Genomic DNA, 17467 nt, shown 5'->3' with positions numbered 1-17467 from the left:
TATTTAACATAACTATGTATGGTAAAACTATCGACATTCAATTCTAACAAATTGAATGTCAACAGTTTTAAAAGCCTCTATTCATTTCCCCTTTCATTTGTTCGATATTTTGTAACATCATCATAGTGTTTAATATGTTAGGATGTCTATAAGTATTTTTTACTACAACTATGACTTTTTCTGTTCTATTTCAAAAAATAGATTTGCGCTTTAAAATTCCCCATTGTACGTATATGAATACTTTATATTATTACCTTTAGAAACCATTAAATGGTTCATTACACTCTAATAGTTATGAAAATATAATATATAACACAAGTTAAATAAATTATATAAAGAAGGTGTAAAAATGAAAAATAAAATTAATTTACAAATGCAAAATATAAGCTTTGTTTTAATAATTGCTTTAGCAGTATGGTTAAAAACATATCTTATTACAAGATTCAGTTTCGATTTAAAAATTGAGTCTTCTACACAAGAGCTTATTTTGTTTATTAGCCCTCTCGCTGCATCATTAGCTTTTGTCGGATTAGCATTATTTGCAACTGGGGAAAAACGAAATTATATAGCGCTATGTATTAATCTCTTACTAACAATCGTACTTGTTGGGAATGTAATGTTCTATGATTTTTATAGTGATTTCGTTACGTTACCAGTACTTGGACAAACATCAAACTTTGGCCAATTAGGCGGCAGTATTATAGAAATATTGAACTATAAAATTATACTCGCTTTCGTAGACATTATTTTCTTCTTTATTTTGTTAAAGAAGAAGGCACTCGTCTTCCAAACAGGACGTGTAACTCATCCGGCACGCTTGTTATATTTTCTCTTAACAATTGGTGTATTTTTTGCGAATCTACACCTTGCAGAAAAAGAACGACCTGAACTATTAACCAGATCATTCGACCGAGTCATGCTTGTTAAAAATTTAGGACTATACACTCATCAAGTATATGATTTAACACTACAAGTAAAAGCAGGATCACAAAAAGCACTTGCTGATAGTAGTAAATTACAAGAAACTGAAAACTACGTAAAGGCAAACCAAAGTGAGCCAAACCCTAACATGTTTGGTGCAGCAAAAGGAAAAAACGTAATTGTTGTCACTCTTGAATCCCTACAAACCTTTTTAATAGGCGCATCAGTTAACGGTCAAGAAATTACACCATTCTTGAATGAATTCATAAATGAAAGCTATTACTTCGATAACTTTTTCCACCAAACTGGGCAAGGAAAAACATCCGATTCTGAATTTCTAATCGATACGTCGCTGTATCCATTAAATCGAGGAGCTGTATTTTTCACGCACGGTAACAATGATTATACTGCGACTCCAGAAATTTTACGTCAGCAAGGTTATTTCACTTCTGTATTCCATGCGAATAACGCAACATTTTGGAATCGTAACATTATGTACTCTGCTCTCGGTTATGATCGTTACTATAATGAACTTGATTACAAAATTACGCCCGAAACAAATTTAAATTGGGGATTAAAAGATATCGAATACTTTGATCAATCAGTAGATATATTAAAAACTGTTGACCAACCCTTTTATGCTCGTTTCCTTACTTTAACGAACCATTATCCATTTACGTATGATGAAGATACAAAATTCATTGAACCATACAACTCTGGTAATGGCGTATTTGATCGTTATATCGTAACAGCACGTTACTTAGACGAATCAATTAAAAAATTTATTGAGCGTTTAAAGGCCGAGGGAATGTATGATGATTCTATTATTGTGTTGTACGGTGATCATTATGGCATTTCTGAAAAACATAATCGCGCAATGGCACAGTTTTTAGAAAAAGATCAAATAACAGAATTTGATACTTTAAATTTACAACGTACACCTTTATATATTCATATGCCTGGACAAACAGAAGGTCAAACGATTTCAAAGCCTACGGGACAAATCGATATGAAACCTACTATTCTAAACTTACTTGGGATTGATACTACGAAAGATATCCGTTTTGGTCATGATATGTTTTCAGATGAATATACCGGTTTTGTTGTTTTACGTGATGGTAGCTTTATTACAGAGAAGTATGCATACACAAACAACACTTTCTATGACCGCATAACAGGTAAAATTGTAGATTTACCAAAAAAAGAAGCACAAGCACTCATTAATCGTGCACAAAATGAATTACGAATGTCTGACAAAATTATTGAAGGCGATTTATTACGTTTCTCAGAAAGTAATAAAATTAAAACTGGCGAAGTACAAACTAAAATTAAAGAGACTGAAAAATAATCTAAATAGTAAAAGGGAGCAACTGTAATAAGTTGCTCCCTTTTACTATCGTATAACATATGATGCAATGTCATAAACCTCGTATATGTTACTTTTATTCTACGCTTGTTTCTAAAGTTTCATCTGTATAGGTATGATCATCACCTATATTTAAAATCACTTCACATTGACGTAATCTCAATTCAAAGAGCATGATAGAATCATGATAAACTTCAGGTTGTGATTTCATCTTATGTAACATCTCTTGTTTTTCTTGTATTTCTAAATGAGTGTTTTCTACAGCTTGTTTCAAGGAGTTAAATGGATTCCTAAAGAATATGTTAATATCTCGCTCTTGCGTGTTTTCAAACAGCTCAAATTGCAAGAAAAATTTCTTCATAATAGAAGCCGTTACCTCGGTATAATCTTCATTTTCTACATACTGTTTGTATTTGTTATATAGCATACCTTTGTTTTTAGGAAGAACTCCAAATAATTTACCGGCACTTTTCAGTAAAAATTGTGCTGGCGTAAAGCGACGTAAAATATTTACTTCATCCATTTGTATTCTAGTCGTCATTCTGTCAGTATCTCTGCGCCAGTCATCAAGCACTTTAAAATCACATTCTAACTGTATTCGATTTTCTCCAAATAAAGAATTAAGTCCTTCACTAAGTTCTTCTAGGTACGATTGACTTTGAAGGAGCTCATTATTAGAAATCGCAATCCAATTTTGCATAGAAAGAGCAAAATTAGGTAATACAGTTTGTTCTAAATATTTATGTACTCTTTCATTCATCGCTTTATTTAGTTCCGTATCAATGTGCCCGAAATCGCTTTCTTCACTAATTAAATCCGAACAACTCTGTAATATCTTCGGAATATTTTCAGTAAGTTCATTCGTAATTTCCATTTTCATTGTGCGATATGATTTTGTAATGAAATGAATTTTTTCCTTCTCAAAAGTAGTAAGATTATTAATGCTACCATTTAGTTTCACTAGCATATCTTCATTCCAATGAATAGAATCCACTAATTTGTTTTCTTTCTCAACGCGTTTATCCAATAGATATTTAATTGTTTTTCGAATGAAAAACAATAGCTTTTCCGTACGTTCTGCATCGACATTTTTATGATTAAAGTTAAAATGAATAAACTCAGTTAAATCATTTAATTGTTGACTACTTGTATATAACGAAGAGTAAGGGAAAATTCTCGCATGCGGGAAATATGTGTTTATTCTCGCTTGCGTATCATGTAATACTCTTTTCACTTCTGCATCACTGTAAATGTTATCGATTTTATTTAATAAGAAATGAATTTGTAAATTTGGTGTATGTTCTTGAATGCTTAATAGAATATCACGTTCTTTGTCAGTAAAAGGTGAATCCGCATTCAATACGAATAGTAATTCGTCTACAGAATTCAAATATTCGAATACTTCATCTCTAGTATCGTTATTCCTATTAAATCCAGGTGTAACTACAAATGTAAGTTTATTTTCACTTAAAAATCTGCATGGTAATTTAAATTCAACACATGCTCTATCTCTATATGTTTGATGGTGCTGAGACATCATATTATGGTAATCCGAGACATCTTCAGTTGTTGTAATTGCTAAGTCTGTTATGGCGTTAATTTCTGTATGCGCATCATTTTTTAAAACTACTACATTTGAAATTGTTTTTTCTAATATATTTTCTCCTATTATAGAGTTAATAAATGTAGTTTTTCCGTTTCCTGAAGTTCCCGTTACTAAAATGCGATTTGTGCTTAAATCTGCGAGCTCGCCAACTAACCATCTAAATCGGTGACCCATTTCTATATTATGCTTTTGTGCCCACTCTGTAATAGATTCAAAAAGATGCAAACTATACTCTAAGCCGTTCACATGATTAATAGAATATAACAACAGGTTTTCAGCATGTTTTATCTTTGCTGAATCTATTTCGGAAGGGAAAATCTCATCCCATGCCAATACAGCTGCAGATGGAAATACAGCATAAGATGGATTGACAACCTTTAACCAATTTGTTAACAAGTTTGGAATGATATCGTGCAATTGTTTAAGGATATATTGACCTTGAATTAATTCAAAGTACGTTCCTTCGTAAAGAGAAGAAATTTTGTCCCATATATCGGACGAATGTATTTCAATATGTAAGAAAAATTCATTTATTGTGTTAAGCCATGATAAGTAATTTTGTTCGTTTTTATAACTATTCCAAAGTGATGAAACCATTTGCGTAAATTGTACTTGATCTACATTATTTAACGTAACTAATACTTCATAAAAATAATCTGGTGAAATATGTTTAGTAAATCTTTTATCGATATATCCTTTTAAAACCTCAAACCACGGATAAGATTCTGTTCGAATTAACTCATTCACAGCAAGCTCTACTGCACTATCAAAATCTTGCTGCTCCTCATAAAAGGAACGGGCAATTTTTGTGACATTTGGATAATCCGGATTTAAAGAAACTGCTTCTTTAATAACAGCGAAAGCAGAGTCAAAATTATTTTGCTCTATGTAAAGAGAAAGTAATTGTAATCTAATCTCCGTCATCAATATTATATTATCAGTAGTAATGGAAGTATAAACATTTTCAGCAACTGGTAATTGATTAAGCTCGAAATAAGCATCGGCAATATTTTTTTGTGCCCATGGTGCTAATTCATTACTAACTTTCTCCCATTTAAAAATAGCTGCTTCAAAATCTTGATGGTGATAATAAAATTCACCTTGTGCAAAACGAATGTAAGATCCATCAGAAATCTCATTTCTTTCTTCGTTTACATAAACTTCTCCAAGTACATCAATAGGTGGTTTTGTTTCATTCTCCATTAGGAATGTTTCATAATACATCTTTTTTATTAATTGTTTTTCTACTCTCATCTTTTCCCCCACTATATCTTGAAAATACATTTTTAAGATATGTCAATACTTTTTGTATGTATGCTTTTTATCTTAACAAAGAATATCTTTTGGAAAATTTCATTTTCCTTTCATTTTTCAAGTTAGATTGAATTTTTATGAGAAAAGTTTCAGTTTTTTTTCATTTTCCTTTCAGTTGTGAAACAGCATTAAATGTTCCTAATAACCTAATAACACTATAATCTCCCGCATTATATTATCAGGAAAAGTCTATATAAACCATATTATAAAAACAATTTATAACGAATATATATGCAATATTTCCTTCCCTAATAAATAAAAGAAGCATTATCATATATTTCTCACATTGTTTTCCTTTGAAATATTTCAGTAGTTACGTAATTTAATTCCATTAACCTATATAAATAACTAGTCCAAAAAAAATCTATATGCATATCATGTTATAGTAAAGAATTCAGGAAATCCTAAAAGGAGGCATTTTCATGTTTGAAGATAAATCTAAAATAAACTACCCATATGAATTTACTGAAACTACAACAATCCCGCTAAAAAATCCCATCAATAAAACTTTCAAAAACGGCTCTGGTACACATACTTTCCCAATTAAAAAACACTATAAAGAACAGGTGTTATATACGGAAAAAATTAATAATAATAAAAATAAATAACCTTATAGACTCTTATAACAATTAATCAAATAAGAATCTATATTAGACCTTGCATAGTTATTATATAAATCTTTCTTATACAACCCACGTATTTTTAAAAAGTGCTGATATACGGCGCTTTTTTATACATAGATAATGGAAGAACAAAAAAGGTATGGATATTTTCCATACCTTTTTTGTTCTTTACTATTTATAAATAAAGTACTTCCATGTTTACTTTACCTAATAGCACTTTAATGGACCTTCTAGAAGAAATAAAAGCTAGTTTAATAAAAAATAAGTTTCTTAGCTAATGCTCCTACCAGCAGAATTTTACTGGTTGGAGTCATTGGCTTGAATTTATATAATACCTTGAATATTTTACGTCTATTTTCTCTTAAGGGATATTTATTCAGGTTACTTATTAGATTATCAATTATATCCCTTCCGATCCCTAATTTTTATAGACATTATTGCTCTATTATATATATTTTAAAATTTACCAAACGCAGTTTCAAAGCAACTTAGTTTTCATAAAATATTTTTTGTTTCCGCTGGAACGAATAGGCTTTAATCTCATCTGTATCTAAATTTTCATGAAATAAATGAATAGCTATAATTTGTCTACAATCGTAGGTATGATAATAATATGTTACGGACTCCATACACATTACGCTTGTATAAATGGTATTATCTAATGCACCTTCTTCTGTTATTACTCCGCCTTTAGGAACCTCGCAATTTGATAAAATATGAAATAGGGCCGATACTCCCTCTTCTTCACTATCTATACCTTGAATGTTTTGTTTGCCATATGCCGCCCGCACAAACCTTGATGGCGGGGTGAAATCCCCTGGAAGTCCCATTGAACCTGAGCCCTGACCAAAAGCACTTAATGGCAAGTTACTCCACTCAGTTGGCACGAATGGCTGCGATTTAAGGCCTATATATTGTCTTAAATTTTGCAAATGCCAATTAAACTCCGGACTATTCGTCATCACTCCTAGTGGGTTGTCATACATTTTTAATCCTTCATTTGTCGGCTCCAGTACAATACAATCTCCCCATTTATCCGCTAAAATCCAATGTAATGGTGGCGTAAGTCCTAAATCCGGCAATGGTATATCCAAAAAGGTAAGGCTATCCACAGATTTCTTTAACTCTTTGACAGAATTGAATTGTGTCAGACTCCAAGTCACAAAATTAAACGGAGCCAAATTCGTTTTGTTGTCATCTATGTTTTGACTATAAGAAGCGAATCCTGGAAAATAGAGTGTTGCACATGTCATACCTGCTTCATTTACTCCGTCCGCCATAATGACCCTTCCGTGATGATTAATCCCCATTCCGACCGTAGCATGTTTCGTATTAATAATTTCACCAGTTATATTATTCCACTGATAATGTCGAGGAATCACTATTACTTCTTGATTCAAATCTAATGTGAAGTCCATCGTTCTTGCAAAAAGATGCTGACCGTTTTTTGTCTGTAATGTCAAACTAGTACACATAAAGAACACCCCGTTTTATGGTTTTATCTACACTTTACATAATTCTGATAAATCTGTAAATTGAAAACCTCTTTCCTTACAAAAAAATTGAGAAGGCACATATAAAGTACAAATAGGTTGAGGTTATCTCTAGTTTATAAATGAATTTTTAAAATGTAGTTGCAAAAGAATTATATTAAAAAGGAGCGACTTGTTATAATCTGTACCCTCTCTACTACGCTGATATTTCCAAAACAACTTTTGCACCGTGCAGCTTTTCCGAATTACTTAAGTAAAGGTTTCCACCGTGTTGCTTTGCAAAGCTTTTAGCAATGTATAACCCCATTCCATGATGATCTTTGGAGTTTCTACTTTTATCTCCTCTATAAAACTGCTCTGTAGCTGAATGCATTTCCTCTTCTGTAAACCCTCTTCCCGAGTCCTCTACAATAAATTGCAGTTTTTCACTAATCATTTCCACTGAGAACATCAAGTCACCCTTTGTTGGAGAATATTCAATTGCATTCATCATTATATTCATAATTGCTCTTTTCAAAGCGGTCTCGTCAATAGGAATAAAATTTGGTATGTCCTGAACATTTTCAATTAGATTTAACTGTTTGCCTAAAACACAAATTGCACTTTCTTCTATAATATTACGAATAAAGTCGCGGAGATCTGTTTGCTTGAATTGAAGTGAAGCGCCTTCCTCACATTTCGTAATATCGAGCAAAGATTTCATATATATTTCCATCTCATCAATACTTTTCAAAATATGCTCATTACATTTCTTCTGATTTGAATCTAGCATTGATTCATTTAATAGCTCTGCATTCCCTCTCAATATCGTTAATGGCGTTTTAATGTCATGTGCCAAAGCAGCAATCTGCTCTCTTCTATTTGTTTCCATATTCCACTGTGTACGTAACGAATGATTTAATTCATCTTTCATTTTTACTAAAGAAGTTAATACTTCATTCACTTCTTTTATTTTAGATTGTTCCACTTGAAAATCTAAATCTTCCTTTTGAATTTTATCTGTTACATTTCTCAAAATCAGCATTTCCTTTGAAAATGTTTTACCAAAAGAGCGAGATAGAAATATCACTTCGGCAACAAATAATAGAATAAAAAGAACAATTTCACAAACTTCCGGACTTGGTAAATACTTCTTCAAAAAAGGATTTTTAAAAGTAGCATGTAACGTATATAGAATGACACAAATATCTTTATCACGTTCTATAACTGCATAGTAGTACTTACTATCACCTTTTTCATCCTTATGTATGTTATTCCATATTTGTCCCGCATAATCTTTATTAATACTCCCTTGAATAACGTTTCCAGAAAAATCATACACAACATATTTATATTGCTTTAAAATTTGATCATCGTCCTGCTCCGCTTTAACTATAGCATCTCTTTGCGACTCAATCTGCTTTTCATAATAATTTGCTGGCAAGATTACCTCTGCGTTAACTCCAACTTGGAATAGAATCATAAAAAAAGTAACTAATGCAATCGTCCCTATTGAAAATGCAAAAATATACTGTATTAAAATCTTACTAAGATTGACTTGCTTTTTCACTTTCTCCATTTATAACCAATTCCCCATACTGTTTCTATTGGATTCATGTTATGCTTACATAATTTTTGACGGATATTTTTAATATGTTCCACAATTACTTGGTTATCACTTTCTCCCTCATAACCAAAAACATTTTCGTAAATCTTTTCTCTTGAAAATACTTGTCCATGATTCAAAGCTAAATATTCGCAAATTCCATACTCACTTTTCGTAAATGCGATAGATGTATCGTCATGCCATATTTCTTTACATGACAGATGAAATGTAAGACCTGACAGGAAAAATGCATTTTGCTTTTCTCTATGCTCACGCCTTACATGTGCGGATACCCTCGCACGCAGTTCTCCAATTCCAAAAGGTTTTGTAATATAGTCATCTCCACCGAGACTAAGCCCTGTGATCAGATCCTTCTCCATTGTTTTGGCTGTTAGAAATACAATTGGACTATCAACCAAATTCCGTATTTCCTTACAAAGTGTAAAACCATCTATTTCTGGCATCATGACATCTAATAGAATTAAATCATAATGACAAAATTTCTCCTTTGGTATAGTAAGAGGATTACTAACGGCAGTTACCTCATGGCCTTCTTTCTCTAAAGCACTTTTTATAATATAAAGGATGCCTTCTTCATCATCAATTGCTAATATTCTTGCCATATAGAATCCCTCCTCTCACTTCCATTATAATACAAATGCACTTACATTTCTTTACGGCCTTCATAAAAGGAAAACCATACAAGGGAAATAACAAATGCAATGATTGTGAAACAAACGCAAATCACTGCTCCAATTTTCCCCTCTACTTGTAAGACATGAATAGAAGCGGGACTCAATTTGTGCTCCAAAAAATAATTGCATAATCTCACACTCCACGCACATGGCGTGTATTTCCAAATCACATCTCCCATCCCTGTAAGCATTAAAGCTACCAGCAAGCTTTCTATAATTCCAATCCCAATGGACGCACCTTTACTAAAGCGAAAATTTAAGAACAGATGCCATATATACATAAAGATTTGACAACCAAAAAGAATGAAGGAAATTTCAACATACAAAGCAAATGGAAAGTTATTTTGTCCTAACAGAGAATGAAATCCTGCCGCAAACCCAACGACTGCCAACATAGTTGAACAAAACCCACATATTAAAAGTAAACATACTTTACTAATAAATGCTTTACGCCTTCCGTATTCCGTTGATAAAAGTTCTTTAAAATTCCCTGCCACAGCCTCCTGTTCCACAACAGAAGAACATACAATGCTAATTAGCAACGGAAAAGATATCGATAATACTTGAATATATCCTGAAACCTTATTTATAGAATCAACTTTTGAAATGGAATAATAACTTAAAAAAAGAGCAATACCGATGATTGGCATCGCTATATGTATCCAGAAAAAAATCGTATGTTTCATTTTTATAAAATCAGCTCTTACTATCCTCGACAAAACCGCCATATTATTTTGCCTCCTGCTTTTCAAACCATTTTGCCGTCATATAAGTAAACAAAAAGAACAACACGACAGAAATTGCCACGCCTGGCAAAATTACATCGTAGGAAAGGAGTTCTGGTTTGAACGTTACACTTCCGGTTTCTGCATATAGACCATTTGGTAGTATTTTCAAAATAGGAATCATAAGTCTACTTGGATATGTGTATGGACTAATCATCCAAATATTTTTTGTTGCCAATACAACTCCAAAAATTCCATTTGCCCCTACATTCAACAGAAGCGTCGGAAATAGACCTATTTTGTTACCTAAAAACAAGCAGAGTGGAATTTGCCACATAAAAGTAACGATTAAAAGAACGCTTCCTAATAGCGCATTTACTGTAGGAATGATTCGGAAGTTCTCCTTATTTAATAGTAAACTAGATAACTGGATTCCACAGAAAAAAAGTATGCATGAAAAGCTCAAAATCCCTAAAATTAGTAATACTTTAGAAATCCATACTCGTTTTAATGAAACTGGTAACGATAAGATAGAACGATTATTCATTTTCTTATCTTTCTCCGCAAGAAGTACACAACTTAAAGAAATCATTCCTGGAAGCATCGTAATGTACCACCAATTGTAACTAGATAATTGAAAATAATCCGCCGATAATAAAAAAGCAATTAGTATTGTGGCAAATGGAACTAGCCATATAAGTTTGTTCAAAAAAGTATGTTTAATTTTAATTTTTTCAGATGCAATATATAAATTCATTTCTTATGCCTCCCTTCTATACTTTCCAGCCACTTGTACAAATAAATCTTCCAGGTCATCATCCTTATTCAGTTTCCCCTGATACCCCAATACACCGCCTGAGATAATCCCAACATGATCTGCAATTTGACTTACTTCGCTTAAAATATGACTGGATAAAATGACAGTAATTCCTTTTGTGGGAAAGGAAAGGATTAATTTTCTTAATTCCTGAATCCCAAAAGGATCTAGTCCATTCATCGGTTCATCTAATATTAAAAACTTCGGATGATTCAGCAATGCAATCGCAATTCCCAATCGTTGCTTCATCCCCATAGAGAATTCCCTCGCTTTTTTCCTATCTGTATTCTCTAGCTCCACAACATGCAATACTTCATCAATCCTTGATTTAGGTAATCCTAAAACAGTCGTACGAACCAACAGATTTTCTCTTGCTGTTAAATTTTCATAAAGTGGCGGAGACTCAATTAAAGCACCAATAGAATGTAAATCTTGCCGCGTCCATTTATGACCATCAAAATAAATCTCACCAGAAGTAGGTATAAGCATACCTGTTATCATTTTTAAAGTTGTCGATTTTCCTGCCCCATTAGGACCTAACAATCCATAAATTGCATATTTCGGTACAGAAAGCGAAATATTTTGTACTACACTTTGCTTTCTAAATGTTTTGCAAAGATTTTTTGTTTCTAACATCATCTCAGTCATCCTAAACTTCCTCCTCGTATATTGTAATTCTAGAGTAAACGACAATTATAAGGATTCTATAAGGAAAATGAAAAAACATAGAGAGATAGGAAATGTTTTTCAAATGCTATATGTATGAAACTATGTATTCACATAATTTTTCTATACTTGGCTAGGATTAAGAATTTTTTTAAAGCTCTTAAACTAAATGCAAACAAAAAAAGAAGCGATTTATTTCATCGCTTCTTTTTTATTAAACCATATCCAAAATGACAGTATCCCTACATAACCCTCTTAAACATCTTCTCCAACTCATAAGTAGAATGATGCACAAGAATCGGTCTTCCATGCGGGCATGTATACGGGTTTGTTGTTGTACGTAGTTCTTCCAGTAAAGCAAATATTTGATCGTTCGTTAAATATTGATTTGCTTTAATGGACGCTTTACAGCTCATCATGATGGCTGCTTCCTCACGCAGTTTTTTAATATCAACTTTTTTTAGTTTAACGACTTGTTCCATCATTTCATCGATAATTTCTGTTTCTTGTCCTTTTGGGAACCAAGTTGGATGCGAGCGGACGATAAAGGATTGATGACCGAATTGCTCTAAGAACAGTCCAACTTTTTTCAGTTCTTCTAGTTGCTCTTCGACACGTAAAAATTCAGTAAGAGATAAATCGATACGGTATGGTACAAGTAATTCTTGTACTTCTTGCGCTACTCTTCCTACTTTATCCCGGAAGTATTCATAATTAATACGTTCCTGCGCGGCATGTTGGTCAATCATATATAAGCCTTTATCATTTTGAGCGAAAATATATGTTCCATGCATTTGTCCAATTGGATAAAGTGGTGGTAAGTCATTACCGTTCATTTCAATCTCTTCAATTCCCTGAACTTCTTCTTCCAATTCTTCTAATTCAAAGTCTTCATCGTTACTGTTCCACGATTTCTCTTCTCGAACTGGTTCTTCCATTATCGGTTTAGTAGATGGCTGCCAACTTTGTTCTTCTCTTACTAGCGACTGTGGTGGTTGCCATTCTTGCTTTGGCGGTTGCCACAGTTGTGCTGGCTGTTTCACAGCCAGTGGTTCTTCTCGTTTTTCATTCATGCCTGTCGGTAAAACGATGTCCGGCATAGATGGTTCTTTCGGCTTCGCATGCTCAAACTGGAATTGTTCTTGCACACTTTCATCTTTTTCTTTTTTCTTCGTTGTTACACCTGCATCTGGAATGAGCTGTATTTTTTTGAATGCCGATTGCAATGTTTCTTCGATAAGCTTTAGTAATTCTTGTTCTTTACTAAAACGAACTTCTAATTTCGCTGGATGTACGTTAACGTCAACAAGCATTGGATCCATTTCAATAGATAAGAAGCCGATTGGATATCGTCCGACTGGCAATAATGTATGGTATCCTTGCTGAATGGCTTTCATTAATACGAAATTTCGAACGTAACGGCCATTTACGATCGTTGACATATAATTTCGAGATGCTCTCGTTACTTCTGGTAATGTTACATAACCTTTAATTGTGAAATCTAAAGATTCAGCTTCAATTGGAATAAGCTTCTTCGCAACTTGAATACTGTAAATTGATGCAAGTACTTGTCTTACATCACCATTTCCTGATGTGTGAAGCAATTTCTTTTCATTATGAAACAGCTTTAACGATACTTCTGGGTGTGACATTGCGATACGATACACGATATCTGTAATATTCCCAAGCTCTGTATGAATGGTTTTCATATATTTAAGTCGCGCTGGTGTATTAAAGAATAAGTTTTGTACTGTAATATCTGTTCCTTTTCTGCTCGCTGTTTTCTCCTGCTTTATAATGTCTCCACCTTTAATCATAAGGTGTGTACCAGGCGCATCACCTGTGCTAGTGATTAATTCTAATTCACTAACTGAGGCAATACTCGGCAATGCCTCACCGCGAAAACCGAGTGTTCTGATGCGAAACAGATCGTTTTCATCTTTAATTTTGCTCGTCGCATGTCGTTCAAAAGCGACGATACAATCTTCTTCTGCAATGCCATCCCCATTATCAATGATGCGAATTTTTGATAAACCAGCTTCTTCTAAGTGGATTTCAATAGATGTACTATTCGCATCGATAGAATTTTCCACAAGTTCTTTTACGACTGAGGCAGGGCGCTCTACTACTTCCCCTGCCGCAATTAAGTTAGAGAGTTGATCATCGAGTTTGCGAATTTTCCCCATCTACTTACTCATCCTTTCTTTAACTTTTTCTGCAAGCGATACAGTTCGTTCATCGCCTCTAAAGGTGTCATATCAAGTAAATCAATCTTTTTAATTTGCGCAAGTACTGCCGTTTCTTTTGCATCTAGAACTGACTTCTCTTGTTTTTTTGAAGACTGTTCTCCACCAAAGAATGATAATTGCGATTCTTCCTCAGTCTCTACTTTCGTCTCTTGTATTTCTGCTGGTTCTTCTTTTACAACAGCTGGTTCTGGAGCCACTTCTTGTACTTTCACTTCTGTACGCTTTGGAATAATAATTTCTTCTTGTCCTTCTAGTTGCGCTAACACTTCTTTCGCACGAGCGATTAAGCTATCTGGAAGCTCCGCAAGTTGCGCAACGTGAATTCCGTAACTTTTATCAGCTGCTCCATCTTGAATTTTATGAAGGAATACTACTTTTCCGTTCTCTTCAATAGCTGAAACGTGTACATTCTTCAATTGTCCTAAACTTTCTTCTAGCACCGTCAATTCATGATAATGCGTAGAGAATAACGTTTTCGCACCAATTTGGTCATGAATATGTTCAATGATTGCTTGTGCAAGTGCCATACCATCATACGTAGATGTACCGCGTCCAATTTCATCGAATAAAATTAAACTTCTTTCTGATGCATTTGCAATTGCATTTTTCGCTTCTAACATTTCGACCATAAATGTACTTTGACCCGAAATTAAATCGTCCGCTGCACCAATTCTCGTAAAGATTTGATCGAATACAGGTAATACCGCTTCTGTTGCTGGTACGAAACAACCAATCTGTGACATAACAGTTACAAGTGCTAATTGTCTCATATACGTACTTTTACCAGACATGTTCGGTCCTGTAATTAAAAAGACATCCATCTTCTCCGGCATAATACAATCATTCGGTACATACAATTTCCCGTTCAATACTTTTTCAACGACAGGATGACGACCATCTTTAATAAAGATTTCGCGCTTAGTTGTTAAAACAGGTTTTACAAACTGTTCTTCTTCACTAACTGTCGCAAAACTTTGCAGTACGTCTAGTTCACTAATTACTTTCGCTAAATGCTGTAATTTCGGAATGAATACTTTGACTTCTTCGCGAAGCGCTGTAAATAAATCGTATTCTAATTGTACAATTTTCTCTTCTGCTTCTAAGATTAATGTTTCTTTTTCTTTTAATTCATCTGTTATGAAACGTTCAGCATTAGCAAGCGTTTGTTTACGCTCATAGCGGCCTTCTGGAAGTGATGCAAGATTCGCCTTCGTCACTTCAATGTAGTAGCCGAAAATACGGTTGTACCCGATTTTTAACGATTTAACTCCTGTAATATCACGCTCTCGTTTTTCAAGCTCAGCGATCCACGTTTTCCCGTTTTTACTAACGTAACGATATTGATCAAGCTTGTCATTATAACCGTCTTTAATAATATCTCCATCTTTAATAGAAAGCGGTGGGTTTTCTTGAATACTTCTTCCTAGCAATTCAGTTAAGCTCTCACATGGATCCGCACCTTGAATTAACCTTGCTGCATAAGCATTATCTAACAGACTAATCGCTTCTAAAATAGCCGGTACTTGAAGTAAGGATCGTCTTAACTGTAATAAGTCCCGTGCATTCACATTACCAAATGCAACTTTCCCAGCTAAACGTTCTAAATCATATACTTCTTTTAATTTTTCTTTTAAATCTTCACGTAAGAAGTAATCATTTACAAATGTTTCAACCATTTCTAAACGCTCTTCTACTTTTTCTTTTTGGATCAGTGGACGTTCCATCCACTGTTTTAACATACGACCACCCATAGCTGTTTTCGTTTTATCTAATAGCCATAATAATGATCCTGTTTTTTCTTTCGTTCGAAGTGTTTCTGTCAGCTCTAAATTTCGCTTTGAATGCACATCAATTTTCATAAATTGATTCGTATAATAAATTTCCACTGGTTGCAAATGGTCTAACGAACGTTTTTGCGTTCTTATCACATAGTTAAATAAGCGTCCAACTGCTTTAATTAACTTTGCTTGCGAAACGTTTTTCACAAGATGTTCTAACCCTTCCGGAATCGTTGTTGCATCTTCATACGAAATCGTCATTTTTAATGTTGCAGTTAATTTATTTAATTCATCTTTTGAAAATGTAGAATCTACAACAATTTCTTTTGAACCAGTTGCATACACTTCTAATAAAATATCTTCTACTGAACCTGTTAACAACGTTACTGTATTTTGTCCAGTCGTTAAATCATTACAAGCTAAAGCATACGATCCATCTTCAAAATGTGTTAATGCTGCTAAGAAGTTATTTTCTTTCTCATCAATAGTACGCCCTTCCATCATCGTTCCTGGCGTAATTAGTTGTACGACTTCACGGCGCACTACACCTTTAGCTGTTTTTGGATCTTCCACTTGCTCACAAACAGCTACTTTATATCCTTTTTCAACAAGTTGTTCAATATAATTTTTAGCTGCATGATGCGGTACACCGCACATCGGTATACGATCACTACTGCCACCATCTCGGCTCGTTAATGTAATTTCAAGTTCATGAGCTGCTTTAACCGCATCTTCAAAGAACATTTCATAAAAATCACCTAATCGGAAAAATAAAAAGGCATCTTGATAGTCTGCCTTAACCTTTAAATATTGCTGTATCATAGGGGTATATTGCGTCATACTTTTCCTCCATAATTCTTACATAGTAATCAATTTTCATATATGTCACACTTCACGGACATCCATATCTCCTATTTCAGGAGTCTTTCCTCATTATAGCACATTTCATAAGGAATCATGTTCATTCAAGCATCACTTATGTAAAGTAAAAAGCTAGGAAGAACTTCTCCCTAGCTTTCTATTACTCTTCTTCTGCATCGACGATAAAGTTCGGATCTAATTCTTCAAACTCATCATCATCGACTTGGAAATCCTCGTCTGATTCTACGCAACCTTCAGGATTTACACTTACACAAATTTTCGTTTCCCCAACTACTTCTGTTACAAATTCACGTTCTACAGTTACAACAATTTTATTACCATTTGGTGATACAAGAGCTTCTAAACAATTTGGTGGCTGAATGACACGAGCAATAATTTCTAAATCATCACCAGAAAAGTTTTTATCACGATACCCAATGCTCACTTCATCAGTGTAGTTCACACGTTCTGTTACAACTTCTGTCTTTGTATTACCATCAAATGAATACCAAGTGTTCACATCATAGAAACCTTCAATTTCCACATGCTTTCCATTCTTTCTTGCTTCGTACGAGTGGTTAATTACCCAGCACCCTAAAATACTTGTCGGCTCATTATTCGATTCACATGTATGCGTTGACTTTGTATACTTACGTCCTTTTCCAACCACTGCTTTTGTAATAATCTCTCTAAATTCGGACATTCGTAACCCTCCTCAATCACTATTCACTTAATCATATGCGTGACAATAGCGGAATGTGTCATTCT

General features: G+C 33.8%; 12 protein-coding genes. 2 read left to right on the top strand and 10 right to left on the bottom strand.

Annotation, left to right across the window (positions count from 1 at the left end):
- Positions 1–349 precede the first annotated feature (349 nt).
- Positions 350–2269, top strand: coding sequence for an LTA synthase family protein (locus tag MNO09_RS11300; RefSeq protein WP_000791057.1), 1920 nt, complete (start codon positions 350–352; stop codon positions 2267–2269).
- Positions 2270–2363: 94 nt separating this feature from the next.
- On the opposite strand, the gene MNO09_RS11295 is transcribed toward MNO09_RS11300, so the two are convergent.
- Positions 2364–5147: a dynamin family protein gene (locus MNO09_RS11295; RefSeq protein WP_001261958.1), complete on the bottom strand. Its 2784-nt coding sequence runs from the start codon at positions 5145–5147 to the stop codon at positions 2364–2366.
- Positions 5148–5629: 482 nt separating this feature from the next.
- Between MNO09_RS11295 and MNO09_RS11290 the strand changes: the two genes are divergently transcribed.
- Complete coding sequence (locus tag MNO09_RS11290; RefSeq protein WP_000461129.1) at positions 5630–5815, top strand: hypothetical protein; 186 nt, start codon at positions 5630–5632, stop codon at positions 5813–5815.
- Positions 5816–6318: 503 nt separating this feature from the next.
- On the opposite strand, the gene MNO09_RS11285 is transcribed toward MNO09_RS11290, so the two are convergent.
- The 9 genes from MNO09_RS11285 to cotE all read right to left on the bottom strand — a co-directional run bounded on the left by MNO09_RS11285 (position 6319) and on the right by cotE (position 17402).
- Positions 6319–7305, bottom strand: a complete 987-nt coding sequence (locus MNO09_RS11285; RefSeq protein WP_088107340.1) for a choloylglycine hydrolase family protein — start codon at positions 7303–7305, stop codon at positions 6319–6321.
- Between the two features lie 214 nt (positions 7306–7519).
- Entirely contained in the window at positions 7520–8881 is a 1362-nt protein-coding gene (locus MNO09_RS11280) for a sensor histidine kinase (RefSeq protein ID WP_000416690.1), read from the bottom strand.
- Positions 8869–9531, bottom strand: coding sequence for a response regulator transcription factor (locus MNO09_RS11275; RefSeq protein WP_000101087.1), 663 nt, complete (start codon positions 9529–9531; stop codon positions 8869–8871). Before MNO09_RS11275 ends, MNO09_RS11280 begins: the two co-directional genes overlap by 13 nt.
- Before the next feature lie 41 nt (positions 9532–9572).
- The gene (locus MNO09_RS11270; RefSeq protein WP_000279847.1) at positions 9573–10331 is read right to left on the bottom strand and encodes a lantibiotic immunity ABC transporter MutG family permease subunit; all 759 of its coding nucleotides are present in this window, start codon (positions 10329–10331) and stop codon (positions 9573–9575) included.
- Between the two features lies 1 nt (position 10332).
- Positions 10333–11085, bottom strand: a complete 753-nt coding sequence (locus MNO09_RS11265) for a lantibiotic immunity ABC transporter MutE/EpiE family permease subunit (protein WP_001055395.1) — start codon at positions 11083–11085, stop codon at positions 10333–10335.
- A gap of 3 nt (positions 11086–11088) precedes the next feature.
- Complete coding sequence (locus tag MNO09_RS11260) at positions 11089–11793, bottom strand: lantibiotic protection ABC transporter ATP-binding protein (RefSeq protein WP_000138158.1); 705 nt, start codon at positions 11791–11793, stop codon at positions 11089–11091.
- A 260-nt stretch (positions 11794–12053) separates the two neighbouring features.
- Positions 12054–13997: a DNA mismatch repair endonuclease MutL gene (gene mutL, locus MNO09_RS11255; RefSeq protein WP_000516489.1), complete on the bottom strand. Its 1944-nt coding sequence runs from the start codon at positions 13995–13997 to the stop codon at positions 12054–12056.
- An 8-nt stretch (positions 13998–14005) separates the two neighbouring features.
- On the bottom strand, positions 14006–16678 hold the full coding sequence (gene mutS / locus MNO09_RS11250; protein ID WP_000195997.1) for a DNA mismatch repair protein MutS: 2673 nt from the start codon (positions 16676–16678) through the stop codon (positions 14006–14008).
- A 181-nt stretch (positions 16679–16859) separates the two neighbouring features.
- Positions 16860–17402 carry an outer spore coat protein CotE gene (gene cotE, locus MNO09_RS11245; RefSeq protein ID WP_001288802.1) on the bottom strand — a complete coding sequence of 181 codons (543 nt, stop codon included), beginning with the start codon at positions 17400–17402 and terminating at the stop codon, positions 16860–16862.
- Positions 17403–17467: the final 65 nt, after the last annotated feature.

It is taken from the genome of Bacillus sp. N5-665, from assembly GCF_022637375.2.
GTDB lineage: Bacteria > Bacillota > Bacilli > Bacillales > Bacillaceae_G > Bacillus_A > Bacillus_A wiedmannii.
Note: the sequence above shows the minus strand (reverse complement) of the source record. Positions and strands in the feature narration are given on the sequence as shown.

Bases quoted from the DNA above. Each gene is read 5' to 3' on its own strand.
- MNO09_RS11300 (WP_000791057.1), top strand. From the start codon at position 350: ATGAAAAATAAAATTAATTTACAAATGCAAAATATAAGCTTTGTTTTA.
- MNO09_RS11295 (WP_001261958.1), bottom strand. From the start codon at position 5,147: ATGAGAGTAGAAAAACAATTAATAAAAAAGATGTATTATGAAACATTC.
- MNO09_RS11290 (WP_000461129.1), top strand. From the start codon at position 5,630: ATGTTTGAAGATAAATCTAAAATAAACTACCCATATGAATTTACTGAA.
- MNO09_RS11285 (WP_088107340.1), bottom strand. From the start codon at position 7,305: ATGTGTACTAGTTTGACATTACAGACAAAAAACGGTCAGCATCTTTTT.
- MNO09_RS11280 (WP_000416690.1), bottom strand. From the start codon at position 8,881: ATGGAGAAAGTGAAAAAGCAAGTCAATCTTAGTAAGATTTTAATACAG.
- MNO09_RS11275 (WP_000101087.1), bottom strand. From the start codon at position 9,531: ATGGCAAGAATATTAGCAATTGATGATGAAGAAGGCATCCTTTATATT.
- MNO09_RS11270 (WP_000279847.1), bottom strand. From the start codon at position 10,331: ATGGCGGTTTTGTCGAGGATAGTAAGAGCTGATTTTATAAAAATGAAA.
- MNO09_RS11265 (WP_001055395.1), bottom strand. From the start codon at position 11,085: ATGAATTTATATATTGCATCTGAAAAAATTAAAATTAAACATACTTTT.
- MNO09_RS11260 (WP_000138158.1), bottom strand. From the start codon at position 11,793: ATGACTGAGATGATGTTAGAAACAAAAAATCTTTGCAAAACATTTAGA.
- mutL (WP_000516489.1), bottom strand. From the start codon at position 13,997: ATGGGGAAAATTCGCAAACTCGATGATCAACTCTCTAACTTAATTGCG.
- mutS (WP_000195997.1), bottom strand. From the start codon at position 16,678: ATGACGCAATATACCCCTATGATACAGCAATATTTAAAGGTTAAGGCA.
- cotE (WP_001288802.1), bottom strand. From the start codon at position 17,402: ATGTCCGAATTTAGAGAGATTATTACAAAAGCAGTGGTTGGAAAAGGA.